Annotated in this window: 26 protein-coding genes and 1 pseudogene; 13 read left to right on the top strand and 14 right to left on the bottom strand. The window is 59.9% G+C overall.

Annotated features, from left to right (window positions below):
• Positions 1-108: 108 nt before the first annotated feature.
• The 3 genes from hisG (at position 109) to hisC (ending at position 3,250) form a co-directional block, all read left to right on the top strand.
• The gene (gene hisG / locus BSF40_RS16615) at positions 109-744 is read left to right on the top strand and encodes an ATP phosphoribosyltransferase (RefSeq protein ID WP_007970278.1); all 636 of its coding nucleotides are present in this window, start codon (positions 109-111) and stop codon (positions 742-744) included.
• 125 nt (positions 745-869) lie between these two features.
• The gene (gene hisD / locus BSF40_RS16610) at positions 870-2,195 is read left to right on the top strand and encodes a histidinol dehydrogenase (RefSeq protein ID WP_007970280.1); all 1,326 of its coding nucleotides are present in this window, start codon (positions 870-872) and stop codon (positions 2,193-2,195) included.
• Between the two features lie 2 nt (positions 2,196-2,197).
• Entirely contained in the window at positions 2,198-3,250 is a 1,053-nt protein-coding gene (gene hisC, locus BSF40_RS16605) for a histidinol-phosphate transaminase (RefSeq protein WP_095965885.1), read from the top strand.
• A 122-nt stretch (positions 3,251-3,372) separates the two neighbouring features.
• On the opposite strand, the gene algW is transcribed toward hisC, so the two are convergent.
• Positions 3,373-4,533 carry a Do family serine endopeptidase AlgW gene (gene algW / locus BSF40_RS16600; protein ID WP_095965884.1) on the bottom strand — a complete coding sequence of 387 codons (1,161 nt, stop codon included), beginning with the start codon at positions 4,531-4,533 and terminating at the stop codon, positions 3,373-3,375.
• A 103-nt stretch (positions 4,534-4,636) separates the two neighbouring features.
• Here algW and BSF40_RS16595 point away from each other — a divergent pair, with 103 nt between their 5' ends.
• The 4 genes from BSF40_RS16595 to cysN all read left to right on the top strand — a co-directional run bounded on the left by BSF40_RS16595 (position 4,637) and on the right by cysN (position 8,970).
• A complete protein-coding gene (locus BSF40_RS16595; protein ID WP_095965883.1) occupies positions 4,637-5,395 on the top strand; it encodes a Nif3-like dinuclear metal center hexameric protein in 759 nt (252 codons plus the stop codon).
• Between the two features lie 259 nt (positions 5,396-5,654).
• Positions 5,655-6,572, top strand: a complete 918-nt coding sequence (gene cysD / locus BSF40_RS16585; RefSeq protein WP_007970286.1) for a sulfate adenylyltransferase subunit CysD — start codon at positions 5,655-5,657, stop codon at positions 6,570-6,572.
• Between the two features lie 104 nt (positions 6,573-6,676).
• Positions 6,677-7,018, top strand: coding sequence for a four helix bundle protein (locus tag BSF40_RS16580; protein ID WP_095965881.1), 342 nt, complete (start codon positions 6,677-6,679; stop codon positions 7,016-7,018).
• Between the two features lie 53 nt (positions 7,019-7,071).
• Entirely contained in the window at positions 7,072-8,970 is a 1,899-nt protein-coding gene (cysN, locus tag BSF40_RS16575) for a sulfate adenylyltransferase subunit CysN (RefSeq protein WP_095965880.1), read from the top strand.
• A gap of 177 nt (positions 8,971-9,147) precedes the next feature.
• Here cysN and BSF40_RS16570 read toward each other — a convergent pair.
• Positions 9,148-9,348, bottom strand: a pseudogene (locus BSF40_RS16570) (acyltransferase); the annotation flags it as partial.
• Positions 9,349-9,569: 221 nt separating this feature from the next.
• Between BSF40_RS16570 and BSF40_RS31985 the strand changes: the two are divergent.
• Positions 9,570-10,118 carry a hypothetical protein gene (locus tag BSF40_RS31985; protein WP_141249751.1) on the top strand — a complete coding sequence of 183 codons (549 nt, stop codon included), beginning with the start codon at positions 9,570-9,572 and terminating at the stop codon, positions 10,116-10,118.
• 394 nt (positions 10,119-10,512) lie between these two features.
• Here the strand turns inward: BSF40_RS31985 and BSF40_RS16560 are convergent, their stop codons facing one another.
• From BSF40_RS16560 to BSF40_RS16550, 3 genes are all read right to left on the bottom strand, one after another.
• On the bottom strand, positions 10,513-11,418 hold the full coding sequence (locus BSF40_RS16560) for an acyltransferase (protein ID WP_095965878.1): 906 nt from the start codon (positions 11,416-11,418) through the stop codon (positions 10,513-10,515).
• Positions 11,419-13,518 carry a phosphate acetyltransferase gene (gene pta, locus BSF40_RS16555; protein WP_007970292.1) on the bottom strand — a complete coding sequence of 700 codons (2,100 nt, stop codon included), beginning with the start codon at positions 13,516-13,518 and terminating at the stop codon, positions 11,419-11,421.
• A gap of 61 nt (positions 13,519-13,579) precedes the next feature.
• Positions 13,580-13,906 (bottom strand): DUF3565 domain-containing protein, encoded by a 327-nt coding sequence (locus tag BSF40_RS16550; RefSeq protein WP_095965991.1) that lies wholly within the window; start codon positions 13,904-13,906, stop codon positions 13,580-13,582.
• Between BSF40_RS16550 and BSF40_RS16545 the strand changes: the two genes are divergently transcribed.
• The 3 genes from BSF40_RS16545 (at position 13,875) to BSF40_RS16535 (ending at position 16,267) form a co-directional block, all read left to right on the top strand.
• Complete coding sequence (locus BSF40_RS16545; protein ID WP_007942189.1) at positions 13,875-14,360, top strand: peptidylprolyl isomerase; 486 nt, start codon at positions 13,875-13,877, stop codon at positions 14,358-14,360. The genes BSF40_RS16550 and BSF40_RS16545 overlap by 32 nt on opposite strands.
• Positions 14,361-14,482: 122 nt before the next feature.
• A complete protein-coding gene (locus BSF40_RS16540) occupies positions 14,483-14,965 on the top strand; it encodes a glutathione peroxidase (protein ID WP_095965877.1) in 483 nt (160 codons plus the stop codon).
• Between the two features lie 198 nt (positions 14,966-15,163).
• The gene (locus BSF40_RS16535; protein ID WP_095965876.1) at positions 15,164-16,267 is read left to right on the top strand and encodes an NADH:flavin oxidoreductase; all 1,104 of its coding nucleotides are present in this window, start codon (positions 15,164-15,166) and stop codon (positions 16,265-16,267) included.
• A gap of 119 nt (positions 16,268-16,386) precedes the next feature.
• On the opposite strand, the gene BSF40_RS16530 is transcribed toward BSF40_RS16535, so the two are convergent.
• Complete coding sequence (locus tag BSF40_RS16530) at positions 16,387-17,586, bottom strand: glycosyltransferase family 1 protein (RefSeq protein ID WP_095965875.1); 1,200 nt, start codon at positions 17,584-17,586, stop codon at positions 16,387-16,389.
• A gap of 57 nt (positions 17,587-17,643) precedes the next feature.
• On the bottom strand, positions 17,644-18,396 hold the full coding sequence (cysZ, locus tag BSF40_RS16525; RefSeq protein ID WP_095965874.1) for a sulfate transporter CysZ: 753 nt from the start codon (positions 18,394-18,396) through the stop codon (positions 17,644-17,646).
• Between the two features lie 315 nt (positions 18,397-18,711).
• Between cysZ and trxB the strand changes: the two genes are divergently transcribed.
• A complete protein-coding gene (trxB, locus tag BSF40_RS16515) occupies positions 18,712-19,668 on the top strand; it encodes a thioredoxin-disulfide reductase (protein ID WP_095965873.1) in 957 nt (318 codons plus the stop codon).
• A 173-nt stretch (positions 19,669-19,841) separates the two neighbouring features.
• Here trxB and BSF40_RS16505 read toward each other — a convergent pair whose 3' ends face one another.
• The 7 genes from BSF40_RS16505 to BSF40_RS16475 all read right to left on the bottom strand — a co-directional run bounded on the left by BSF40_RS16505 (position 19,842) and on the right by BSF40_RS16475 (position 24,489).
• Positions 19,842-21,092, bottom strand: coding sequence for an aspartate aminotransferase family protein (locus tag BSF40_RS16505; protein WP_095965872.1), 1,251 nt, complete (start codon positions 21,090-21,092; stop codon positions 19,842-19,844).
• 248 nt (positions 21,093-21,340) lie between these two features.
• Entirely contained in the window at positions 21,341-21,679 is a 339-nt protein-coding gene (locus BSF40_RS16500) for a HopJ type III effector protein (protein ID WP_095965871.1), read from the bottom strand.
• Entirely contained in the window at positions 21,672-21,968 is a 297-nt protein-coding gene (locus BSF40_RS16495; RefSeq protein ID WP_008023232.1) for a DUF1244 domain-containing protein, read from the bottom strand. The genes BSF40_RS16500 and BSF40_RS16495 overlap by 8 nt, the downstream gene beginning before the upstream one ends.
• A gap of 97 nt (positions 21,969-22,065) precedes the next feature.
• Entirely contained in the window at positions 22,066-22,437 is a 372-nt protein-coding gene (gene folX, locus BSF40_RS16490; protein WP_007970304.1) for a dihydroneopterin triphosphate 2'-epimerase, read from the bottom strand.
• Between the two features lie 2 nt (positions 22,438-22,439).
• Entirely contained in the window at positions 22,440-23,000 is a 561-nt protein-coding gene (gene folE, locus BSF40_RS16485) for a GTP cyclohydrolase I FolE (protein WP_095965870.1), read from the bottom strand.
• 20 nt (positions 23,001-23,020) lie between these two features.
• Complete coding sequence (gene folM / locus BSF40_RS16480) at positions 23,021-23,731, bottom strand: dihydromonapterin reductase (RefSeq protein WP_095965869.1); 711 nt, start codon at positions 23,729-23,731, stop codon at positions 23,021-23,023.
• 188 nt (positions 23,732-23,919) lie between these two features.
• Positions 23,920-24,489 carry an antibiotic biosynthesis monooxygenase gene (locus BSF40_RS16475; protein ID WP_095965868.1) on the bottom strand — a complete coding sequence of 190 codons (570 nt, stop codon included), beginning with the start codon at positions 24,487-24,489 and terminating at the stop codon, positions 23,920-23,922.
• A 223-nt stretch (positions 24,490-24,712) separates the two neighbouring features.
• On the opposite strand from BSF40_RS16475, the gene BSF40_RS16470 reads away from it, so the two are divergent.
• On the top strand, positions 24,713-25,672 hold the full coding sequence (locus BSF40_RS16470; RefSeq protein WP_095965867.1) for a MerR family transcriptional regulator: 960 nt from the start codon (positions 24,713-24,715) through the stop codon (positions 25,670-25,672).
• The last annotated feature ends 1 nt before the right edge of the window (position 25,673 follow it).

The raw sequence follows: 25,673 nt of genomic DNA, 5'->3' as shown, positions 1-25,673 counted from the left end.
TAAGGACATGCCCGTTGATTTGTTGAAGTCGAGCCGTTTTCGGCTCGATGTGTGTCCGGCGCCATTTGCGACCGGGCATGAGTACCTTGATAAGGACTGACGTTTCCCATGTTGACCATCGCACTGTCCAAGGGCCGCATCCTTGACGATACCTTGCCGCTTCTGGCTGAAGCGGGCATCGTGCCGACCGAGAATCCGGACAAGAGCCGCAAGCTGATCATCCCCACGACCCAGGACGATGTCCGTCTGCTGATCGTGCGTGCCACCGATGTGCCGACCTATGTCGAACATGGTGCTGCCGACCTCGGCGTCGCCGGTAAAGATGTGCTGATGGAATACGGCGGCCAGGGCCTGTACGAGCCGCTGGACCTGCAAATTGCCCAGTGCAAGCTGATGACCGCCGGTAAAGTCGGTGCAGTCGAGCCCAAGGGCCGTCTGCGCATCGCCACCAAGTTCGTCAATGTTGCCAAGCGCTACTACGCCGAACAGGGTCGTCAGGTCGATATCATCAAGCTCTACGGTTCGATGGAACTGGCGCCGCTGATCGGTCTGGCGGACAAGATCATCGACGTGGTCGACACAGGTAACACGCTACGGGCCAACGGCCTGGAGCCACAGGATTTCATCGCGGCCATCAGCTCCCGCCTGATCGTCAACAAGGCTTCGATGAAAATGCAGCACGCCCGTATCCAGGCGTTGATCGACACCCTGCGCAAGGCAGTGGAGTCTCGACACCGCGGCTGATTCACCTGCGCGACCGCAAGGCGCGCCGTCTATCCGCCTCATAGCCAGAATTCTCAGGTGCCCAAGCGGATCGAATGTTAGCTTCGGGCGCCTGAGTTTTTTGCCATTCCTATGAGGCTCTCGCTATGACCGCACTGACTGCAATTCGCCGACTCAACGCTGCTGACCCGGATTTCGCGCATCATCTGGATCATCTGCTGAGCTGGGAAAGTGTGTCTGACGACTCGGTCAATCAGCGGGTGCTGGACATCATCAAGGCCGTGCGCGAACGCGGTGACGCGGCGCTGGTGGACTTCACCCGTCAGTTCGACGGCCTGGACGTGAAGTCCATGGCCGACCTGATCCTGCCGCGCGAGCGTCTGGAGTTGGCACTGACCCGCATCTCCGTGGCCCAGCGCGAAGCACTGGAAGTCGCCGCAGCCCGCGTGCGCAGCTACCACGAGAAGCAGAAGCAGGACTCCTGGAGTTACACCGAGGCGGACGGCACCGTACTGGGCCAGAAAGTCACGCCGCTGGATCGTGCCGGTCTGTACGTGCCGGGCGGCAAGGCGTCGTACCCGTCGTCAGTGTTGATGAACGCGATTCCGGCCAAGGTGGCGGGTGTTACCGAAGTGGTCATGGTCGTACCGACCCCGCGCGGTGAAATCAACGAGCTTGTGCTGGCTGCAGCCTGCATCGCCGGTGTCGACCGCGTGTTCACCATCGGCGGCGCCCAGGCTGTTGCGGCGCTGGCTTACGGCACCGAAAGCGTGCCGAAGGTCGACAAGGTCGTCGGCCCGGGCAACATCTATGTGGCTACCGCCAAGCGCCACGTGTTTGGCCAGGTCGGCATCGACATGATCGCCGGCCCTTCGGAAATCCTCGTGGTGTGCGACGGCCAGACCGATCCGGACTGGATCGCCATGGACCTGTTCTCCCAGGCCGAGCACGACGAAGACGCCCAGGCCATTCTGGTCAGCCCCGACGCCGGGTTCCTCGACAAGGTCGCCGCCAGCATCGCCAAGTTGATGCCGACCATGGAGCGTGCCGCAATCATCGAAACTTCGATCAATGGCCGTGGTGCACTGATCAAGGTTCGCGACATGGAACAGGCCATCGAAGTGGCCAACCGCATCGCGCCGGAGCACCTCGAGTTGTCCGTTGCCGATCCGCAAGCCTGGCTGCCACAGATCCGCCACGCCGGCGCGATCTTCATGGGCCGTCACACCTCCGAGGCCCTGGGCGACTACTGCGCAGGCCCGAACCACGTGTTGCCGACCTCCGGCACTGCACGGTTCTCTTCGCCGCTGGGTGTGTACGACTTCCAGAAACGCTCGTCGATCATCTTCTGTTCCGAGCAGGGCGCATCGGAACTGGGCAAGACCGCATCCGTGCTGGCCCGTGGCGAGTCGCTGACCGCGCACGCGCGTAGCGCCGAATACCGCATCGTTGACGACAAGCAGGTGAAATGAAGATGAGTAGATTCTGGAGCCCGTTCGTCAAGAACCTGGTGCCATACGTGCCGGGCGAGCAGCCGAAACTGGCAAAGCTGGTGAAGCTCAACACCAACGAAAACCCGTACGGTCCATCGCCCAAGGCCTTGGCCGCGATGCAGACCGAACTGAACGACAACCTGCGCCTGTACCCGGACCCGAACAGCGACCTGCTGAAAAACGCGGTCGCCAGGTACTACGGCGTGCAAGGCAATCAGGTGTTCCTCGGCAACGGTTCCGACGAAGTCCTGGCGCACATCTTCCACGGTTTGCTGCAGCACGATCAGCCGCTGCTGTTCCCGGACATCAGCTACAGCTTCTATCCGGTCTACTGCGGACTGTATGGCATCAACTTCGACGCGGTGCCGCTGGACGAGCAATTCCGGATCAACCCGGCGGACTACGCCAGGCCGAACGGCGGGATCATCTTCCCCAACCCGAACGCACCGACCGGCTGCCTGCTGGCGCTGGAAGCGGTGGAGCAGATTCTCAAGGCCAGCCCGGATTCGGTGGTCGTGGTGGACGAGGCCTACATCGACTTCGGCGGCGAGACGGCAATCACTCTGGTCGATCGTTATCCCAACCTGCTGGTGACCCAGACACTGTCCAAGTCCCGCTCCCTGGCCGGTCTGCGGGTTGGCCTGGCGGTGGGGCATCCGGACCTGATCGAGGCGCTGGAGCGGATCAAGAACAGCTTCAACTCCTATCCGCTGGATCGCATGGCGAATGTCGGCGCCGCTGCCGCGTTCGAGGATCGCGAGTATTTCGACAAGACCTGCCGGTTGGTGATCGAGAATCGCGAGAAGGTCGTTGGGCAATTACAGGCCAAGGGATTTGAAGTGCTGCCGTCAGCAGCGAACTTCATTTTCGCCCGCCACCCCCGGCACGATGCGGCGGGGTTGGCGGCGAAGTTGCGTGAGCAGGGCGTGATCGTCCGGCACTTCAAGCAGGAGCGGATTGCCCAGTTCCTGCGGATCTCCATCGGCACGCCAGAGCAGAACCAGGCGCTGATCGACGGCCTGGGCGACCTCTAAACCGCCGCCAACCCTGTGGGAGCGGGCTTGCTCGCGAAGGCGGTGTGTCAGTTAACTTCTGCGTCGACTGACACACCGCCTTCGCGAGCAAGCCCGCTCCCACATTGGTTTTTGGGGGCCGCTTACTCTTCTTCTTTCTCTTTGACCGGTGCCGGCGGCGGACGCAAACCGATTTCCGCGGTCAGCTTGAGTTCCTTGCCGTTGCGCATCACCTGGATCGTGACCTTGTCGGTCGGCTTGATCCGCGCCACCTGATTCATCGAGCGACGGCCGTCCCCGGCCGGTTCGCCATCGATGGCAAGAATCACGTCACCCAGTTGCAGGCCGGCCTTCTGTGCCGGACCATCGCGGAAAATCCCCGCCACGACAATGCCCGGACGCCCGGACAAGCCGAAGGATTCGGCCAGTTCCTGGGTCAACGGTTGCACTTCGATACCCAGCCAGCCACGAATCACCTGGCCGTGCTCGATGATCGACTTCATCACTTCCATCGCCAGCTTTACCGGGATCGCGAAACCGATGCCCTGGGAGCCGCCGGACTTGGAGAAGATCGCCGTGTTGATGCCGGTCAGGTTGCCAATGGCGTCCACCAGTGCACCGCCCGAGTTGCCGGGGTTGATCGCGGCATCGGTCTGGATGAAGTCTTCGTAGTTGTTCAGACCCAGTTGATTGCGCCCGGTGGCACTGATGATGCCCATGGTCACGGTCTGGCCGACGCCGAACGGGTTGCCGATGGCCAGCGCCACGTCGCCGATGCGGAGGTTGTCTGAGCGCCCGACGGTGATCGACGGCAGGTTTTTCAGGTCGATTTTCAGCACCGCGAGGTCAGTCTCCGGGTCGCTGCCGATCACCCGGGCCAGGGTTTCGCGGCCGTCCTTGAGCGCCACGACGATCTGGTCGGCGCCGCTGGTCACGTGGTTGTTGGTCAGGATGTAGCCTTCCGGGCTCATGATCACGCCGGAACCGAGGCTAGATTCCATGCGTTTCTGCTTGGGCGAGTTATCGCCGAAGAAACGGCGGAACTGCGGATCTTCGAACAACGGATGGTTGGGTTTGTTGATGACTTTGGTGGTGTACAGGTTCACCACCGACGGCGCCGCAGTGGTGACCGCGTCGGCGTAAGACACCGGGCCCTGTTGCATGCTGGTGGTTTGCGGCGCTTGTTGCAGATTGACGTCGAGGCTCGGGAGCCCGACCCACTGCGGGTAACGCTGGATTATCAAAAGAGCGACAAGCACGCCGGCCAACAGCGGCCAGCCGGAAAAACGCAGCGCCTTGAGCATTAAGCTGTTCCTGAGAGAGTTGCAGGCGGTAAGAGACCGCTCATAATGACGCGCATTATACGAGGCCGCACGCGCCTCTGAACGGGATATTTAGGAGTCTTTCATGGCCGTCGCCCTGAGCACCCTGGTCGAAGAAGCCGACCGTTACCTCAACAGCGCCAAAATCGCCGATTACTGCCCCAATGGCTTGCAAGTCGAAGGCCGTCCGCAAGTGATGCGCATTGTCAGTGGCGTCACTGCCAGCCAGGCGTTGCTGGATGCCGCGGTAGAGGCCAATGCCGATCTGGTGCTGGTGCACCACGGCTATTTCTGGAAGGGCGAAAACCCATGTGTCACCGGGATGAAGCAGCGCCGCTTGAAGACCCTGCTCAAGCACGATATCAGCCTCTTGGCCTATCACCTGCCGCTGGATCTGCACCCGGACGTCGGCAATAACGTGCAGCTCGCGCGGCAGCTCGACATCACCGTCGAAGGTCCGCTGGACCCGGATAACCTGAAGATAGTCGGTTTGGTCGGCTCGTTGAATGAACCGATGATGCCCCGGGATTTCGCCCGCCGCGTGCAGGAAGTCATGGGTCGTGAGCCACTGTTGATCGAAGGCAGCGCCATGATCCGCCGCGTCGGCTGGTGCACCGGTGGCGGCCAGGGATACATCGATCAGGCCATTGCGGCCGGCGTCGACTTGTACCTCAGCGGCGAGGCTTCCGAGCAGACCTTCCACAGTGCACGGGAAAACGACATCAGCTTCATCGCCGCCGGTCACCATGCGACCGAGCGCTACGGCGTTCAGGCGCTGGGGGATTATCTGGCGCGGCGCTTTGCGCTGGAGCACATCTTCATCGATTGCCCCAATCCGATCTGAATCCGGGACCCCCTGTAGGAGCGAGCTTGCTCGCGATGGTCGTCAACGATAACGCTGGAAGCCTGACACCCCGCGGTGGTCTCAGGTTCATCGCGAGCAAGCTCGCTCCTACAGGGGGGGGCGATGCGCCCAAACAGCGGGGCATATTCATATGCTCTTTCGATCTAGTTGGCGTCCTGATTAGAAGAGGTCGCTGTGCTAGGATCCCCGCTCGAACACGGCCCGCTGGCCGTTCATAAGAAAGCTTTCGTGAGTAGCCATGGTCGACAAACTGACGCATCTGAAACAGCTGGAGGCGGAAAGCATCCACATCATCCGCGAGGTGGCCGCCGAGTTCGACAACCCGGTGATGCTGTACTCCATCGGTAAAGACTCCGCCGTGATGCTGCATCTGGCACGCAAGGCGTTCTTCCCGGGCAAGCTGCCGTTTCCGGTGATGCACGTCGACACTCGCTGGAAATTCCAGGAGATGTACGCCTTCCGTGACAAGATGGTCGCGGAGCTGGGCCTCGACCTGATCACCCACGTCAACCCGGACGGCGTGGCGCAGAACATCAATCCGTTCACCCACGGCAGCGCCAAGCACACCGACATCATGAAGACCGAGGGCCTGAAGCAGGCACTCGACAAGCATGGTTTCGACGCGGCGTTCGGCGGCGCCCGTCGCGATGAAGAGAAATCCCGCGCCAAGGAGCGCGTGTACTCGTTCCGCGACAGCAAGCACCGCTGGGATCCGAAGAACCAGCGTCCCGAGCTGTGGAACGTCTACAACGGCAAGGTCAACAAGGGCGAGTCGATCCGCGTCTTCCCGCTGTCGAACTGGACCGAACTGGACATCTGGCAGTACATCTACCTTGAAGGCATCCCGATCGTTCCGCTGTACTTCGCCGCCGAGCGTGAAGTCATCGAGAAGAACGGCACGCTGATCATGATCGACGACGAGCGCATCCTCGAGCACCTGAGCGATGAAGACAAAGCGCGTATCGTCAAAAAGAAAGTGCGTTTCCGTACCCTTGGTTGCTACCCGTTGACGGGCGCGGTGGAGTCCGAGGCCGAAAGCCTCACGGACATCATTCAGGAAATGCTCCTGACGCGAACTTCCGAGCGCCAGGGCCGTGTCATCGACCACGATGGCGCAGGCTCGATGGAAGACAAAAAACGGCAAGGGTACTTTTAAGCTTCGAGTTACAAGCGGCAAGCTGCAAGTTAAAGGCGGTATGCGTAACTTCGCAGTTTGGTGCTTGCAGCCGGTTGCTGCGAGCCAGAATCGAGTGACTCGTAATGGACTTCGAGAAGCTGGTCGTTTGGCAGCGAAGCAAGTGTTTGGCAGTGAGTATCTATAAAGAGTTTGCACGAAGTGGGGATTTTGGTTTCAAAGATCAAATTACCCGCTCCGCACTTTCGGTGCCTTCCAATATTGCTGAAGGCATGGAGCGGCGAAGCAACAGAGAAAAAGTTCGATTTCTCTGGATTGCAAAGGCCTCCAATGCGGAGCTACGCACGCAGATCATCATCGCTCGAGACATTGCTTACATCGCAGACCCGCTGGCTGAAAATTGGATTATGGAAACTCGCGAGCTTTCAAAAATGCTGTGCGGGTTGATCGACAAAATTTCTGACTAGCTGTACGCCGACAAGCTTGCCGCTTGAAGCTTACAGCTTGGAGCTTGAATGCAATGAGCCACCAATCTGATTTGATCAGCGAGGACATCCTCGCCTACTTGGGCCAGCACGAACGTAAAGAGCTGCTGCGCTTTTTGACCTGCGGTAACGTCGACGACGGCAAGAGCACCCTGATCGGGCGCCTGCTGCACGACTCCAAGATGATCTACGAAGATCACCTGGAAGCGATCACCCGCGACTCGAAAAAAGTCGGCACCACCGGCGAAGACATCGACCTGGCGTTGCTGGTAGACGGCCTGCAGGCCGAGCGTGAACAAGGCATCACCATCGATGTCGCGTACCGCTATTTCTCCACCGCCAAGCGCAAATTCATCATCGCCGACACCCCCGGCCATGAGCAGTACACCCGCAACATGGCCACCGGTGCGTCCACCTGTGACCTGGCGATCATCCTGGTCGACGCCCGCTACGGCGTGCAGACCCAGACCCGTCGCCACAGCTTCATCGCCTCGTTGCTGGGCATCAAGCACATCGTCGTGGCCATCAACAAGATGGACCTCAAGGACTTCGACCAAGGCGTGTTCGAGTCGATCAAGGCCGACTACCTGCAGTTCGCCGAAGGCCTGAAGATGAAGCCCACCAGCATGCACTTCGTGCCGATGTCGGCATTGAAGGGCGACAACGTGGTGAACAAGTCCGAGCGCTCGCCGTGGTACACCGGCCAGTCGCTGATGGAGATCCTCGAGACCGTGGAAGTGGCGGGCGATCGCAACTTCACCGACCTGCGTTTCCCGGTGCAGTACGTCAACCGTCCGAACCTGAACTTCCGTGGCTTCGCCGGTACGCTGGCCAGCGGCATCGTCAAGAAAGGCGACGAAGTCGTGGTGCTGCCGTCGGGCAAGAGCAGCCGCGTGAAGTCCATCGTCACCTTCGAAGGTGAACTGGAACACGCCGGTCCAGGTCAGGCAGTCACGCTGACCATGGAAGACGAAATCGACATCTCCCGTGGCGACCTGTTGGTTCACGCCGACAACGTGCCGCCGGTGACCGACAGCTTCGAAGCCATGCTGGTGTGGATGGCTGAAGAGCCGATGCTGCCGGGCAAGAAATACGACATCAAGCGCGCCACCAGTTACGTGCCGGGCTCCATCGCCAGCATCGTCAACAAGGTCGACGTGAACACCCTGGAAGAAGGTCCGGCCAGCGCGTTGCAGTTGAACGAAATCGGCAAGGTCAAGATCGCGCTCGACGCGCCGATTGCCCTCGATGGTTACGACAGCAACCGCACCACCGGCGCCTTCATCATCATCGACCGCTTGACCAACGGCACCGTCGGCGCGGGCATGATCGTCGCCCAGCCGTTGGCCCATGGCACCAGCACCCACCACGGCAAGCTGGCCCACGTCGCCACCGAAGAGCGCGCCCAGCGCTTCGGCCAGCAACCGGCCACCGTGTTGTTCAGCGGCTTGTCGGGCGCGGGCAAGAGCACCCTGGCGTATGCGGTTGAACGCAAGCTGTTCGACCTTGGTCGTGCGGTGTACGTACTCGATGGCCAGAACCTGCGTCACGACCTGAACAAAGGTCTGCCACAGGATCGCGCCGGTCGTACCGAAAACTGGCGTCGTGCCGCGCACGTTGCGCGTCAGTTCAACGAAGCCGGTCTGCTGACCCTGGCGGCATTCGTTGCGCCGAGTGCCGAAGGTCGTGAACAGGCCCGGGAACTGATTGGCAAGGAACGTCTGCTGACGGTCTACGTCCAGGCTTCGCCGACCGTCTGCGCCGAGCGTGATCCACAGGGCCTGTACGCGGCGGCCGGGGATAACATCCCGGGTGAGTCCTTCCCGTACGACGTGCCGCTGGATGCCGACCTGGTGATCGACACCCAGTCCGTGTCGCTGGAGGAAGGCGTCAAGCAAGTGCTGGGGCTGCTGCGCGAGCGTGGTGCAATTTAAGCGCTAGCCGGAAATGAAAAACCCGCCGATGAGTGATCATCGGCGGGTTTTTTTGTGCCTTGAAATCGCCATCGCTGGCAAGCCAGCTCCCACAGTTTTGAGGGCGTTCGAAAATTTTGTGAACGACACGGTCCCTGTGGGAGCTGGCTTGCCAGCGAAGAGGCCAGTACAGGCACCTCAAGACTTTGCCGGATACTCCCGATGCATCTGTTCCAGCAACGCATCCTTGTCCTGCCACATCTGATTGATCCAGCCCTGGAACTGCAATCGGTACTCACCATCCTGGTCGTAGTTCTTGCCGATGAACTGCGGTGGAATGTTCAGCTGCTGAAAACGCACCAGCGCGTCTTTCACGCATCCACACAGCAGGTTCCAGAATCAGGAGACCTCTGAAAATCTAACGTCAGAAGGAATAGCCAGAATCCTTGATCGGAAATGGACTACAAAAAAGTCGGAAGTTGTGAAGTTTAATTGTTTTGTAAATGAGAATAGTGTTTGTAGCAGCGTAGAAGTGTTCTCGCACAGCTTGTATCAAGTGAAGCAATTGCAAGGAAGTAGGTGGTGGCTTAAGAAGTAAGCTTGCGCTCGAGGATCAAGGTGTGCGAAATAAATTTTTCCCAGTTCCGGTTGGTTATGTTTCTAGTGTTTTTGAGGTCGTTTTTTGTGCAATCGTTTTGTTGTTGTATGTTGTTTTTTCTATTGATATTTATAGTAAGTTGATAGATGTTCCTCCGGCTCCTGATAAATTAGTTATGAAAGAGGCTTTTGTATATAGAGGGCTTTCGCAAGCTTCAAAGACAACATCTTTTTTGTATCTGAGGGTTGGGGCTGGTGATGCTGCTTATAAATATATCATTGAGGCTTCGAGTCGCGATATTGTGTACGCGAACTTTGATAAGCCGCAAAAGCTGTGGGTGGCGGTAGATTCTGATCGAAGTAAAAAATTTGTTTGGGGAGTATATGATGATAATTATGGCTTGTTGATAAGTCGTCAAGATATATTGCGCTGGGTCACTTTAGTCAATGTTGATAATTATTTTATACTTTCTTTGATGTTTATTTCGTCACTGTATTTCATCTATATTATTTTTTTGACTGGTGTTTGGAATAGAGTTGCAGCGAAAAGGATGGCTTGTGAAAATAAATAAGATTGATGGTGGGGTATTTTTAATTGACGAGTTTTTAACTCGAGGTGAAGAGGAATGTATAAATCTTCAGCTCAAGGGCTCAGTTTGGAGATACAACTGGCCAAGTTATGAGGGACTTCCGTTTGTTAGGCCTTGTTGGCATTTTTTTATTGCAGGTAAAGGTCGGCCGGATCGGAAATCATGTTTAGGTAGGAGCAGCGGCAAGCTCTTAGCTGCAAGAAAAAGCCCGCAGGCAAATGATTGTCTGTGGGCTTTTTTGTGTCTGTTCTGACGCAAGCTTTATGTACGAGTCGACCCCCTGTGGGAGCGGGCTTGCTCGCGAAAGTGGTGGATCAGTCTGCATCTATGTTGAATGTCAGTCCGTATTCGCGAGCAAGCCCGCTCCCACATTGGTTCAGCGGTGGTCAGGGAACTCGCGGTGCATCTGCGCAAGCAGAGCATCCTTGTCCTGCCACATCTGATTGATCCAGCCCTGGAACTGCAATCGGTACTCGCCATCCTGGTCGTAGTTCTTGCCGATGAACTGCGGCGGAATATTCAGCTCTTCAAAGTGCACCACCACATCCGCAATGTTCCCGCACAACAAATCCCAGAAACCAGGACGCCCGGCCGGGTAGTGGATGGTCACGTTGACGATCGACTCGAGCTGTTCACCCATCGCATCCAGCACAAAGGCAATGCCACCGGCCTTGGGCTTGAGCAGGTACTTGAAAGGCGATTTCTGCTGGGCATGCTTGCCCTCGGTGAAGCGCGTGCCTTCGACGAAGTTGAAGATTCCCACCGGGTTGTCGCGGAATTTCGCGCAGGTCTTGCGGGTGGTTTCCAGGTCCTTGCCTTTTTTCTCCGGGTGCTTCTCCAGATAGGCCTTGGAGTAGCGCTTCATGAACGGAAAGCCCAGCGCCCACCAGGCCAGACCAATCACCGGGACCCAGATCAGCTCCTGCTTGAGAAAGAACTTCAACGGTTGGATGCGTCGGTTGAGCACGTATTGCAGTACCAGGATGTCGACCCAGCTCTGGTGGTTGCTGGTGATCAGGTAGGAATGCTGATAGTCGAGGCCTTGCAGGCCGCTGATGTGCCAGCGCGTGCGGCGCACCAGGTTCATCCAGCCTTTGTTGAGGCTGATCCAGGCTTCGTGGGTGTGGCTCATCAGCCAGCCCGCGAGGCGCTGGGTGAGGGCGAACGGCAATGCCTTGATGAGCGCCACGCAGAACAGGAACGAGCAGAGCAGAATCGTGTTCAGTGCCAATAGCAGCGAGGCGATCACGCCCCGCAGCGGAGCAGGTAGGAAGTCCAGCATTTACACATCCATAGGTCGGTTGGCGGCTTGAATCGCGGTCAGGGCGATGGTGTAGACGATGTCGTCGACCTGCGCGCCGCGCGGCAAATCGTTCACCGGTTTGCGCAGGCCTTGCAGCATCGGCCCGAGGCTGACGCAGTCGGCGCTGCGCTGCACGGCTTTGTGGGTGGTGTTGCCGGTGTTGAGATCGGGGAACACATACACCGTGGCACGACCGGCCACCTGGCTGTTCGGCGCCAGCTGCCGGGCGACGCTTTCGTTGGCCGCGGCATCGTACTGCAAGGGGCCGTCGATCAGCAGCGAGTGCTGTTGTTCGTGGGCGAGCAGGGTGGCCTCGCGGACCTTCTCGACTTCCTCGCCGCTGGCCGATTCGCCGCTGGAGTAGCTGATCATCGCCACCCGTGGCGTGATGCCAAATGCGGCGGCCGAGTCGGCGCTTTGCAGGGCGATCTCGGCCAGTTCGCTGGCGCTCGGGTGCGGGTTCATCACGCAGTCGCCGTAGACCAGCACTTCTTCGGGGAACAGCATGAAGAACACCGAAGACACCAGGGTGCAGCCGGGCGCCGTTTTAATCAGCTGCAGGGCCGGGCGGATGGTGTTGGCGGTGGTGTTGATCACGCCCGATACGAGCCCGTCGACTTCATCCAGCGCCAGCATCATGGTGCCGATCACCACGGTGTCTTCCAGTTGTTGCTCGGCCATCGGCGCATTGAGGCTTTTGCTTTTGCGCAGCGCGACCATCGGCTCGACATAGCGTTCGCGGATCAAGTCCGGATCGATGATTTCCAGGCCGGGCGGCAACTCGATGCCCTGGGCGCGGGCGACGGCCTGCACGTCCTCGGGCTTGGCCAGCAGCACGCAACGTGCGATGCCTCGGGCCTGGCAGATCGCCGCGGCCTGCACGGTCAGCGGCTCGCTGCCTTCGGGCAGCACGATGCGCTTGTTGGCCGCCTGGGCGCGCTGGATCAATTGATAGCGGAACACCGCTGGCGACAGGCGCATCTCGCGCGGTGTGCCGCAGCGCTGGTGCAACCAGTTGGCATCGAGATGGCCTGCGATGAAATCGGTGATGATTTCGGCGCGCTCGCGGTCGTCGATGGGGATTTCCTTGTTCAGGCCATTGAGCAGGTTGGCGGTGTCGTAAGAGCCGGTACTCACCGACAGCACCGGCAGCCCGGCCTGCAGGGCGCCGCGGCACAGGTCCATGATGCGCGGGTCGGGCAGGGTGTCGCTGGTCAGCAGCAGGCCGGCGAGCGGCACGCCGTTCAAGGCCGCGAGGCTGACGGCGAGGATGATGTCGTCGCGATCGCCGGGGGTCACCACCAGCACGCCGGGCTTGAGCAACTCCACGGTGTTGCGCATGGTGCGGGCGCAAATGATGATTTTGGTCATGCGCCGGGTTTCATAGTCACCGGCGTTGAGCACTTGCGCGCCCATCAGGTCGGCGACGTCGCGGGTGCGCGGGGCGTTCAGTTCCGGCTGGAACGGAATGCAGCCGAGCAAGCGGAAATCACCACTGCGCAGCAATGGCGAATGCTCCTTCAGGCGCGTGGCGAAGGCCTCCATGCTTTCCTCGGTCTTGACCTTGTTGAGGATCACGCCGAGGACTTTCGGGTCTTTCGGGCCGCCGAACAATTGCGCCTGCAGTTCGACGCGACCGGAGAGCTCGGTCAGCACTTCGTTTTCCGGTGCCGAAACCAGGATCACCTCGGCGTCGAGGCTCTTGGCCAGGTGCAGGTTGACCCGCGCGGCGTAACTGGCGCTGCGGGTCGGCACCATGCCTTCGACGATCAGCACGTCCTTGCCGATGGCCGCCTGCTGATACAGGGTGATGATTTCTTCGAGCAACTCATCGAGCTGGCCGTCGCCGAGCATGCGCTCGACATGCGCCAGGCCCAGTGGCTGAGGCGGTTTCAAGCCGTGGGTGCGCGCCACCAGCTCGGTGGAACGTTCCGGGCCCGTGTCGCCCGGATGCGGCTGGGCAATCGGTTTGAAAAAGCCGACCTTGAGCCCGGCGCGCTCAAGGGTGCGTACCAGCCCGAGGCTGATGGAGGTCAGACCCACACCAAAATCGGTGGGCGCGATAAAAAAAGTTTGCATGCGGATTCTCTGGAAGGTGCATGGCAATGGTCACGACCTATGGCTGGTCGATTACCGAAATTCAGTCGCCAAGGTTATCGCTAACCGTGCCTTGTGCACACCAACCGCAGGCAAAGGGTTGGCCTATTTTTTCCTGGCGCAGCACAGGGTCCATGACCCAGGCCCGGGATTGCCAGGGCGGCTGGTGCCGCAGGTGTTGGGTGTGGCCGCAGGAAAGCTCGGCCACCCAGTGACCGTCCTCGTCTTGATGGAAGCCTGTGACCGTCGAATCCCGTTTGTCCGGGTTGTGTTCGCTTTCGGTCGATTGCTTCGCTAAACTTGGCCTTTCAATCTTCTTATGCAAAAGGTCTCGCCCCATGCTGATCGCCGCCAATAAGGCTGTCTCCATCGACTATACCCTGACCAACGACGCTGGTGAGGTCATCGACAGCTCCGCCGGCGGCGCGCCGCTGGTCTACCTGCAAGGCGCAGGCAACATCATCCCGGGCCTGGAAAAGGCTCTGGAAGGCAAGGCTGTCGGCGACGAGCTGACCGTAGCCGTTGAACCGGAAGACGCTTACGGCGAATACGCTGCCGAACTGGTCAGCACCCTGAGCCGCAGCATGTTCGAAGGCGTCGACGAGCTGGAAGTGGGCATGCAGTTCCACGCGTCCGCTCCGGACGGCCAGATGCAGATCGTGACCATCCGTGATCTGGACGGCGACGACGTGACCGTTGACGGCAACCACCCGTTGGCCGGTCAGCGCCTGAATTTCCAGGTCAAGATTGTTGCCATCCGTGACGCCAGCCAGGAAGAAATCGCTCATGGCCACGTCCATGGCGAAGGCGGCCATCACCACTGATTTCTGCGCTAAGCTCAGATAACTGGAGAGGCGCCCCGAGGGCGCCTTTTTAGTCTGCGGCTGTCCCTGATGACACCGCCAAGTGGCTGTTTCGAGAAGAACACGGGAATCTGGAGTACGCCATGAGTGCTTTTCACGACCTTAAATTGACAGCCCTGGATGGACAGGAGCTACCTCTGGCGCCTTTCAAAGGCCAAGTCGTACTGGTGGTCAACGTCGCCTCCAAATGCGGCCTGACCCCGCAGTACGCGGCGCTGGAAAACCTCTACCAACAATACAAGGCCAAAGGCTTCAGCGTGTTGGGCCTGCCGTGCAACCAGTTTGCCGGGCAGGAACCGGGGACCGAGCAGGAGATCAAGGATTTCTGCAGCCTCAACTATGGCGTGACCTTTCCGTTGTCCAGCAAGCTGGAAGTCAACGGGCATGACCGTCATCAGTTGTACCGCTTGCTGGCGGGCGAGGGCGCGGAATTCCCCGGCGATATCACCTGGAACTTCGAGAAGTTCCTGCTCGGCAAGGATGGCCGCGTACTGGCGAGATTCTCGCCACGCACGGCGCCGGATGATCCGACCATCGTTCACGCGATTGAAAAAGCGCTTCGCTGAAATTCTCCTCTCCCTCTGTAGGAGCGAGCTCGCTCGCGATGGTTACAGGAACACCGCGGGGCATCAGACCGCCAGCGTTATCGTTGACCACCATCGCGAGCAAGCTCGCTCCTACATCACCTAAATCAATAGTGCTGTTCAGTACGCGCGAACCTCCATATTATCGCCGTCATAAAGTCATTCCCTGTGGAGCGTCCCATGCCCGTCAAAGCCCTGTTCAAACCGTTCCACCTCGGCACCCTCGAACTGCCGACCCGCGTCGTCATGGCGCCGATGACCCGCTCGTTTTCTCCGGGCGGCGTGCCGAACTCCAAAGTGATCGAATACTATCGTCGCCGCGCCGCTGCGGGCGTTGGCCTCATCATCACCGAAGGCACCACCGTCGGTCACAAGGCTTCCAACGGCTACCCTAACGTTCCGCATTTCTATGGTGAAGCGGCGCTGGCCGGCTGGAAAAAAGTCGTCGACGCCGTGCACGCTGAAGGCGGCAAGATCGTTCCGCAGTTGTGGCATGTGGGCAGCGTACGTCGTATCGGCACCGAGCCGGACGCCAGCGTACCGGGCTATGGCCCGTCGGAAAAAATCAAGGACGGCCAGGTCGTTGTGCACGGCATGACCCAGCAGGATATCCAGGACGTGATCGCCGCGTTCGCCCAGGCTGCCAGGGATGCCCAGAGCATCGGCATGGACGGCGTGGAAATCCACGGCGCCCACGGTTACCTGGTCGACCAGTTCTTCTGGGAAGGCAGCAACCAGCGTACCGACGAATACGGCGGCAGCCTGGCCAACCGTTCACGCTTCGCCATTGAATTGATTCAAGCCGTGCGTGCCGCGGTCGGTGAAGCCTTCCCGATCATCTTCCGCTTCTCCCAGTGGAAGCAACAGGACTACACCGCGCGTCTGGTGCAAACCCCGGAGGCGCTGGGCGAGTTCCTCAAGCCGTTGGCCGATGCCGGCGTGGATATTTTTCACTGCTCGACCCGCCGCTTCTGGGAGCCGGAGTTCGACGGTTCCGAGCTGAACCTTGCTGGCTGGACCCGCCAACTCACCGGCAAGCCGACCATCACCGTGGGCAGCGTCGGCCTGGATGGCGAATTCCTGCAGTTCATGGTCAACACCGACAAGGTGGCACAACCGGCCAGCCTGGAAAAACTGCTGGAGCGCCTGAACAACGATGAGTTCGACCTGGTGGCGGTCGGTCGTGCGTTGCTGGTGGACCCGGACTGGGCACAGAAAGTGCGCGAGGGTCGTGAGGACGACATCCTGCCGTTCAGCCGTGAGGCGTTGATGACGCTGGTTTAAGCGGCGACCGGGAAGGCCTCATCGCGAGCAAGCTCGCTCCCACATTGGTTCTGTGTCGCACACAAATCCCCTGTGGGAGCGAGCTTGCTCGCGATGGCTGACTAAAGAGCACTACAAAATCAGGGAACAATCGGTGCATTCGGCAGCACCATCTCCCGGGCACAGGCCCCGCGCAATTGTCCCTCGAACTGTTCGATGATCGTCGCCCAGCCTTGGCGACTGGCATGCTGGCGTGCATTGAGCCGTACATTGCGCAAGGCCTCCCTGTCCTCCAGCAGCCATGCCGCTGCATCGCAGAACGCTTCTTCATCCCCCGGCATCGCCAGCACACCGTTGTAGCCATGACGAATATGCTGGGCCGCCGCTGCCTGATCATAGGCCACCACGCCGAGCCCCGATGCCAGAGCTTCAAGCACCACATTGCCGAAGGTTTCAGTCAGGCTCGGAAACAGAAACACGTCCCCCGACGCGTAGTGACATGCCAAGGCTTCACCCCGCTGGGTGCCGCAGAAAATCGCCTCGGGCATTTCGTTTTGCAGTTCCTGGCGTTGCGGGCCGTCGCCGACCACGATCAGTTTCAGAGTGCGCCGGGGATAACTCGCCTTGAGGGTATTGAAGGTGCGTTTGAGCAAGCCAAGATTCTTTTCCGGGGCCAGGCGTCCGACGTGAATGACGGCGATGTCTTCCTCGGTCAGTCCCCATTGCTCACGCAGGGCACTTAATCGTTTGGCCGGGTGAAACAACTCACTGTCGACCCCTCGGGAGAGCAACGCCAGTCGTTCGAAATGCCGTCGTTCCAGCTCCATGCGCTGACTGACGCTCGGCACCAGGGTCATGGTCGAGCGGTTGTGGAACCAGCGCAGGTAGTGAGTCAGCAGGCGCGTGAGCAAACCAAGGCCGTACTGGTTGGAGTACTGCTGGAAATTGGTGTGGAAACCGCTGACCACGGAAATCCCCAGACGCCGTGCTGCACGCAAGGCCGACAGGCCCAGCGGGCCCTCGGTGGCAATGTAGAGCACGTCCGGGCGGTGACGCGTCCAGCGCCGCAGCAGCTTGTGCATCGATGACTGACCCCATTGCAGACCGGGATAGCCCGGTAGCGGCCAGCCGCGGCACAGCAGCAATTCATCGTCGCTGCCCAACTGCTGGTCGCAGCCCTGGCGTGGTCGCACCAGTTCCACCTGATGCCCGCGCGCGCGCAAACCGTCGCACAAACGACCCAGGGTATTGGCCACGCCGTTGATTTCCGGAGGGAAGGTTTCGGTGATCAGGGTGATATGCAGAGCTGTCGTCATGACCCCAGTGTCGGCTGGGGCCATGTCGTCAGTGTGACGTCGGGATGATGGATTTGTGACCGGGGTGCCGGTGGTGGTGACTCAGCGCTGGGTCACCAGGTTTTCCGCGCCGCGCTCACGCACCCAGAACAACGTCGCCCCGGCCACTGCCGCCGGCATCATCAGGATGTTGACCACCGGAATCAGCAACACCAGATAAACAATCCCGCCAAAACTCATGCTCTGCCAGCGCTTCTCGCGCAACCAGCCGAGCATCTCGTTCCAGCCCAGCTTGTGGTTGTCCGCCGGGTAGTCGATGTACTGGATCGCCATCATCCACACCCCGAACAATAGCCATAGTGGCGCGGCGATGATGTTCACCACCGGGATGAACGAGAGGATGAACAGCCCGATCGCCCGCGGCAGGAAGTAGCCCAGTTTGCGCATTTCCCGGGCCAGGGTGCGCGGGATCATCGCAATCAGTTCGCCCCAGCTGAAGGCCGGAAAATCATCGGTGCCGCGCACCACCACTTCGACTTTCTCCGCGAGGAAGCCGTTGAATGGCGCGGCAATGACGTTGGCGAGCATGGTGAAGGTGAAGAACACCATCAGCACGACGAGCACCACGAACAGCGGCCAGAGGATGTAGTTGAGAAAACTCAGCCAGTCGGGCAGGGACGGCATCAGCGTATCGACCCACAGGCTGAATTGATGGCCGGCCAGGTAGATCAATCCGACGAACAGCACCAGGTTGATCGCCAGCGGCAACAACACAAACAAACGCAGGCTGGGGCTCAGCACCAGCTTGAGGCCTTCACGCAGGTATTGCGGGCCGGACAGAACAGGGGCGGGCATAAGGTGCTCCGGGCAGAGGGAAAACGCGCCGACCTTACCGGCTTTGCTTCACAGGCGAAAGCGCGGTGGCGGTATCGACATCCACTGTAACAAAGACGTCGATATCGTCGGGCAGATTGCATAGAGACCACCTATGAGCTGGATTGTTAATCCGTATTTCCTTAATCTTCGCCCCCTCGATACGCTGCACCCAATCTTTTTACAGGACGGTCGTGTTCAAGCCTTCCCCAAGTGCTTTCAACCGTTCTTTTTTATTCCAGCCGGCAATCCGGCGTTCCGCGCCAGGTGTTCCGGGCCGGTCAACAGGAGCAGGTCATGTCTGAAGTCCGTCATTCGCGAGTGATTATTCTCGGTTCCGGCCCTGCCGGTTACAGCGCTGCGGTCTATGCCGCCCGTGCCAACCTCAAGCCACTGCTGATCACCGGCATGCAGGCCGGCGGTCAACTGACCACCACCACCGAAGTCGACAACTGGCCGGGCGACGTCCACGGCCTGACCGGCCCGGCGCTGATGGAGCGGATGCGCGAGCACGCCGAACGCTTTGAAACCGAGATCGTTTTCGATCACATCAATGCCGTGGACTTCGCTGCCAAGCCATACACCCTGACTGGCGACAGCGCGACCTACACCTGCGACGCCCTGATCATCGCCACCGGCGCCAGTGCTCGTTACCTGGGCCTGCCGTCCGAAGAAGCGTTCATGGGCAAAGGCGTCTCCGCCTGCGCAACCTGCGACGGTTTCTTCTATCGCAACAAGCCGGTGGCTGTGGTCGGCGGCGGCAACACCGCTGTCGAAGAAGCCCTGTACCTGGCCAACATCGCCAGCAAAGTCACCCTGATCCACCGTCGCGAAACCTTCCGCGCCGAGAAGATCCTGATCGACAAGCTGAACGCCCGTGTTGCCGAAGGCAAGATCGAGCTGAAGCTGAATGCGACCCTGGACGAAGTACTGGGCGACAACATGGGCGTGACCGGTGCCCGCCTGAAGAATAACGACGGCAGCTTCGACGAAGTGAAAGTCGACGGCGTGTTCATCGCCATCGGCCACACCCCGAACACTTCGCTGTTCGAAGGCCAGCTGACGTTGAAAGACGGTTACCTGGTTGTGCAGGGCGGCCGTGACGGCAACGCCACCGCCACCAGCCTCGAAGGCATCTTCGCCGCCGGTGACGTGGCCGACCACGTGTACCGTCAGGCCATCACCTCGGCTGGCGCCGGTTGCATGGCGGCACTGGATGCCGAGCGTTACCTCGACAATCTGCAGAACGCTTGATTCTGTTTTGGTAAAAAAACCGGCCTCGGCCGGTTTTTTTATGCCCACGATTTAATGCTTGATAACACTCCGGTGTGGGAGCGGGCTTGCTCGCGAAGGCGGTGTGTCATTCAACATTGATGCTGGCTGATCCACCGCTTTCGCGAGCAAGCCCGCTCCCACAGGGATAGTGTTCAGGTCAGTTTTGCAAGACAGGCTTCAAGAATATCCAGCCCTTCTTCCAGCACCGCAGCCTCGATGGTCAACGGCGCCAGCAAGCGAATGATGTGCCGCGACTTGCCACTGGGCATCAGCAGCAGGCCCGCATCCCGCGCCAAAGTCAGCAGTTGGGTCAATTGTGCCGGGGCGGGCGAGCCATCGGCGTTGATCAGCTCGATACCACGCATCGCACCTACACCGGTAAGTCGGCCCAGGTACGGCGTCAGGCTGTTCGCGCGCCAGGTTTCATGGCGGCCGACAATCGCTTCCTCCTGTTGTGTGCCCCAGGCGTGCAGGTTGGCATCGGTCATTTCATCCAGCGTCGCCAGCGCGGCGGCGCAGGCGATGGGATTGCCCGAGTAAGTGCCACCGAGTCCACCCTTGGGCAGGTTATCCAGCAGCGATTTGCGCCCGACCACCGCCCCGAGTGGCACGCCGCCGGCGATGCTTTTGCCGAGCAGGACCAAGTCCGGTTCGATGCTCAACCGTGAGAACGCGAAGCGCTGGCCGGTGCGGCCGAAACCGGACTGGATCTCATCGGCGATCAGCACAATGCCCTTGTCGTCGCAGAACTTGCGCAACACTTGGGCGAACTCGACATCCATGGCCAGGAACCCCGCTTCGCCCTGCACCGGTTCGACGATAAAGCAGGCGACGTCTTCGACATCAATCTCGACGCTGAACAGGCGCTCCATGGCTTTGAGGGCTTCGGCGCAGGTCACGCCGTTGTCCGGGCCGGGAAAGGGCAGGTGATACACCGGCCCCGGCAGCACGCCGATTTTCTGTTTGTAGGGCGCCACTTTGCCATTGAGGTTGAGCGTGGCCAGTGTGCGGCCGTGGAATGCGCCGTCGAAGGCGATCACCGCGCTGCGGCCGGTGGCGCCACGGACGATCTTCAGGGCGTTTTCCGCCGCCTCCGCGCCGCTGTTGGTGAGCATGCCGCTGACCGGATAACCCACCGGCATGAACGCACTGAGGCGATCCATCAGTTCGAGGTAAGGCACATGGGGCGCCGCGTTGAACGCATAGTGGGTCAGTCGTGTGGCTTGTTCGCGAATGGCCTCGACGATACGCGGATGGCAATGGCCGAGGTTCAGCACGCCAATCCCACCGACAAAATCGATGTAGCGTTTGCCATCGGTGTCCCAGACCTCGGCGTTTTTGCCGTGGCTGAGCGTGACAGGGTGAACGATGTTGATCGACTGGCTGATGGTTTCGCTGCGCATGAATGACCGGCTCGGAAGAAGGAAGACTTCTTTTTATCTAAGCCGTGAGCGGTGCTACGGGGCAAACGAAATAAAGTTGCCGGGTCAATCTTAAAAGTCGGGTTGTGCTTGTGATCAATTCCGCGCCATGAACGCAAAACCTGTAGGAGCGAGCTTGCTCGCGATGGTGGTGAACGATGACGCTGGGAGCCTGACACCCCGTGGCGTTCTTCAGTCCATCGCGAGCGGGCTCGCTCCTACAAATCAAATCAGCGGCGAGTCAGCGGCTGTTGGGTGAACTTCACACCCGCCAGGCCATGGGCAATCAGCGCCCGGATGTTGCCGTGGTCGCTGCCTTCTGGCGTTGCCAGCACCGAGCGGTAATGCTCGCCGAAAGCCAGCAGGGCTTCTTGATCGCTCAAGCCTTCGAGCAGCGCCAGCCCCAGGGTCTTGCACGAGCCTTCGTTCTGCCCGGCCGCGTTTTCCACACCACCGTTGTTGAAGGCCTGAGGCTGGTAGTCGTAACCGCCAGCAATGAACGCCAGGGTGTCGGCGAAGGCGTGTTCGCCGCTGTTGAGGCTGGCGCGCAAGGTGTTCAAATCACTCATTGGGTTTTCCTTTGGCGAACGCCGCCTGTTGTTCGGCGCTGGCTTCTTGCTGATATTGGGCTTTCCATTCGGCGTACGGCATGCCGTAAACCACTTCGCGGGCTTCGTCGAGGCTGACCTCGATCTGGCGCTCGTCCGCCGCCGCCTTGTACCACTTGGACAGGCAGTTGCGGCAGAAGCCCGAGAGGTTCATCAGGTCGATGTTCTGCACATCCTTGCGGCTGTCCAGGTGGGCCACCAGCCGACGAAAGGCGGCGGCTTCGAGTTCAAGGCGTTGTTGATCGGTCATGGGGGGCTCTGCGAGACAGCTTTGAGCGACAAGCTTCAAGCTGCAAGATGGATTGCGGTGGCTTCTAGCTTACCGCTTGAAGCTTCAAGCTTGAAGCTTAGCGGCTTGCCGCGAGCGTTATCGACACCGACTCGGCGAATCGCAGCGCGTGGGGCTTGTCGACCTCGACTTCGGCGTAGAGCACCGATGCATTGGCCATCACCAGGTCGAGAATTTCCTGGGTCAGGCGTTCGAGCAGCGCAAAGCGGTTGCCTTCCACGTGGGCGATGATCGCCTTGGTGATCGTGCGGTAGTTCAGCGCGTGATCGATGTCGTTGTCACGTACCGCTTCCTGGGCCGCGTACAGAATGGTGAGGTTGATCAGCACATCCTGCTTGTTGAGGATTTCATCCTCATTGATGCCGATGAAGGTACGCAGGCACAGGTCTTTGACCCGGATACGTGCCATGCCTGGCTGAAGTTGTGGCATTGCTACTTGCTCCGTCCAATCAATTGCAGGAACTCCTGGCGGGTGTTACTCGACTCGCGGAAGGCGCCGAGCATCACGGAGGTGTTCATGGTCGAATTCTGTTTCTCGACGCCGCGCATCATCATGCACATGTGCTGCGCTTCGATGACCACTGCGACGCCTGCCGCACCGGTCACCTGTTGCACGGCGTCGGCGATTTGCCGGGTGAGGTTTTCCTGGATTTGCAGGCGCCGGGCGAACATGTCCACCAGCCGCGCAATCTTCGACAGCCCCAGCACCTTGCCGGTTGGAATATAAGCCACATGCGCCTTGCCGATGAAGGGCAGCATGTGGTGTTCGCAAAGCGAATACAGCTCGATGTTGTCGACGATCACCATTTCATCGTTGTCGGAGGCGAACAGCGCGCCATTGACGATCTCTTCGACACTTTGTTCGTAGCCATGGCAAAGGTACTGCATGGCTTTGGCTGCGCGCACCGGGGTGTCGAGCAGGCCTTCGCGGTCTGGATTTTCACCGAGTCCGATGAGGATCTGTCGATAATTCTGGGGCAGGGATAACGTCATGTAAAATCCTCGCGGGACACTTACTTGATGTGCCTTCCGCCGTTGACGGTCAGGGTGGTGCCGGTGACATAAGGGTTGTCGAGCAGATAGCGCAGGCTCTGGTAGATCACTTCGCAGCCGGGTTCGATGCCCAGCGCGGACTTGGCCAGTGCCTTGGCGCGGTAGGTCGCGTCGTCTTCAGGGTTGAACAGTAGCAGGGCGGGCGCAATCCCGTTGACCTTGATGTCCGGCGCGTACCTGGCGGCGAAGGACAGGGTCAGGCTGTCGAGTCCGGCTTTGCTGGCGCAATAGCCGATGTGTTTGCTGCTGCCCTTGCGGGTCACGTCATCGCTGATGTGCACGATGTCGGCGGGGCTTGAGCGTTGCAGCAGATCGGCGCAATGCAGGTTGATCAGGTAGGGCGCCAGCATGTGCACGCTGAACATGCGGGTGAATGCGGCGGCGTCAGTGTCCGGTGTTTCGGCCAGCCATTCGGAGGCGTTGTGGACAATCGCCCGCAAACAGTCGGTGTGGGTTTTCAGTTCACTGATGAAGGCAAGGATCCCGGCCTCGCTGGCGAAGTCCGCGAACACGGCGGTGGCCCCCAGGTCGCGCAGGGCTTGTACGCCGGGCCGCTCGCTGCGGTAACTGAAAATCACGCGATGGCCGTCTTCCAGCAATCGCCGGGCGCAGTGCAGGCCGACACGCTGGCCGGCGCCGGTAATCAGGATAGGGGCTGCGGAAGAAGTCATGAACGGCTCGCGTCGCGGTGAGAGTAAAACTATACCAGCGACGGCAGCGCTCTACCTATTATGCAAAACGGGCCTGTGTGGGAGCGGGCTTGCTCGCGAAAGCGTTGTGTCAGCCGGAACAAATGTTGACTGACATACCGTCTTCGCGAGCAAGTCGGATCGCCGCACCGCCGCTCCCACAAGGGTTGTCAGTGGTTTTGGGTAGTGGGTTGTGCGGGCAAGGGCCGCGTAGAGGCACTGTTCAGCCAGGTGGCAAGCAGTCGAGTGGACAAAGGGATGAAGAAATAAACCATCAACGGCGTCAGGCACAGGGTGCTGACGAGCACGCGGGGCAGTAGCGCCATCTCGCCCAGCAGCGGCCCCAGCACAAAGTTGAACAGCAGCGAGACCGGAAAGAACGCCAGCCAGATCGCCACGGCCTGTTTCCAGCGCGGCGGGCGTTGGCCGGCGACGCCAAACCAGCCTTCGATGCCGCTGACCCGGTGTTCTGTCGGGTGGGCGAACAGGTCGCTGCCGCGTCCGAGCCAGGCGCTGCGAGAGACGGAATGTTCCCAGGCGTGCAAGGTCTGCTCGTCGGCGAAGCGGAAGATGATCTGGAATTCGTCGTCCTCGGGTGGCGGAGCGAGCACACCGGAGCCGAGGTAGCCGGGAAAATCGGTGGCCAGTTGTTCGCCTTCGCGCAGCCAGGCGATCAGGTCCTGATAACGTCCATTGGCAACGCGGCGCGCAACCATCAGCGTGACGGGTGAGGTAGACATTGTGTATCTCCATAAGGCATTTGCGTCGCTCCGGATAGGGGCTTCGCCAGACGCAGCGCCGGGGTGGTGGGCTGCGACTTGAAACAAGCAAGGATTATTCCTGATTCTGCCCGTGGCGTCTGTGACGTTTATCCGCTCATTCGCAGTATCGATTTTTTACGGAAACTTAACGGGGCGGGGGCGTTAGAATATCGGACGGACGATACAGGGATGTTTCAACAGGATGCCGATACATACAGACATTGCTTCAAGATCCACGCAGGCCGTCGCTCTTGAACAGGAAGAGCTGTTCCCCATTCGCGAGGTGGCGCGACTGACAGGTGTCAACCCGGTCACGCTTCGCGCCTGGGAGCGACGTTATGGCCTGATTGTTCCAACACGCACCGATAGCGGGCATCGACTGTATTCGCTGTCCGATATTGAGCGCGTTCGCAGCATCCTCGGCTGGATCGAACGCGGTGTTGCGGTCAGCAGGATCGGCAAGATCCTGGCCAGGACCGAGCAACACCAGGCATTGTCGCACATCATCCCCAACAGCCTCGTGGAAGCCGATTACGCGCAGTGGCAGCAGCAGGTTCTTGCGGCGGTCAACGGGTTTGACGACCTTCAGCTGGAGCAGGTCTACGGGCAAATCTTTTCCAGTTACGCCCTGCCGGTGGTGTTTCAGGACATTCTGATCCCCGTCTGGAAGCAGTTGTTGCAACGCCAGGACCAGTTCGGCGTAACCAGCGAGTGGCTGTTCCTGGATGGTTTTCTACGTTCCCGGGTCGTGCAGCGCTTGCTGTTGACGCGCGAGAAGCAACCGCATCACGTGGTCATCTGTGCCCTGGATGGTCACTGTCGGGAGCTGGAGCTGTTGGTCGCCGCCCTGTTCCTGAGTTCCGGGCCATCAACCATTCGCGTATTGAACATAGGTCAGCCATTCGAGGAGCTGGCGCTGATGTGTGAAAGGATCAAGCCCGTGGCACTGGTGCTGTTTTCCAATCATGTACCGAATGCCGAGTTGCCGCGTCGCTTGAATCGCCTGGCCATGGGCCTGGAGTGTCGATTGTTGTTGGCCGGTGATGCCTCTGACCTGGCGCAGGACAGCCTGGCCGGGTCATCGATCGGTTGCCTGGGCAATGAAGGGAAGGTCATGAGCCAGCGTCTGAAGCAGTTCCTGGCGGGAAATCTGGATACTTAAA

It is taken from the genome of Pseudomonas sp. ACN5 (assembly GCF_002303975.1).
In the GTDB taxonomy this organism is placed as follows: domain Bacteria; phylum Pseudomonadota; class Gammaproteobacteria; order Pseudomonadales; family Pseudomonadaceae; genus Aquipseudomonas; species Aquipseudomonas laurylsulfatiphila.
The sequence above is the reverse complement of the archived record's forward strand: the minus strand, read 5'-3'. Positions and strand labels throughout refer to the sequence as shown.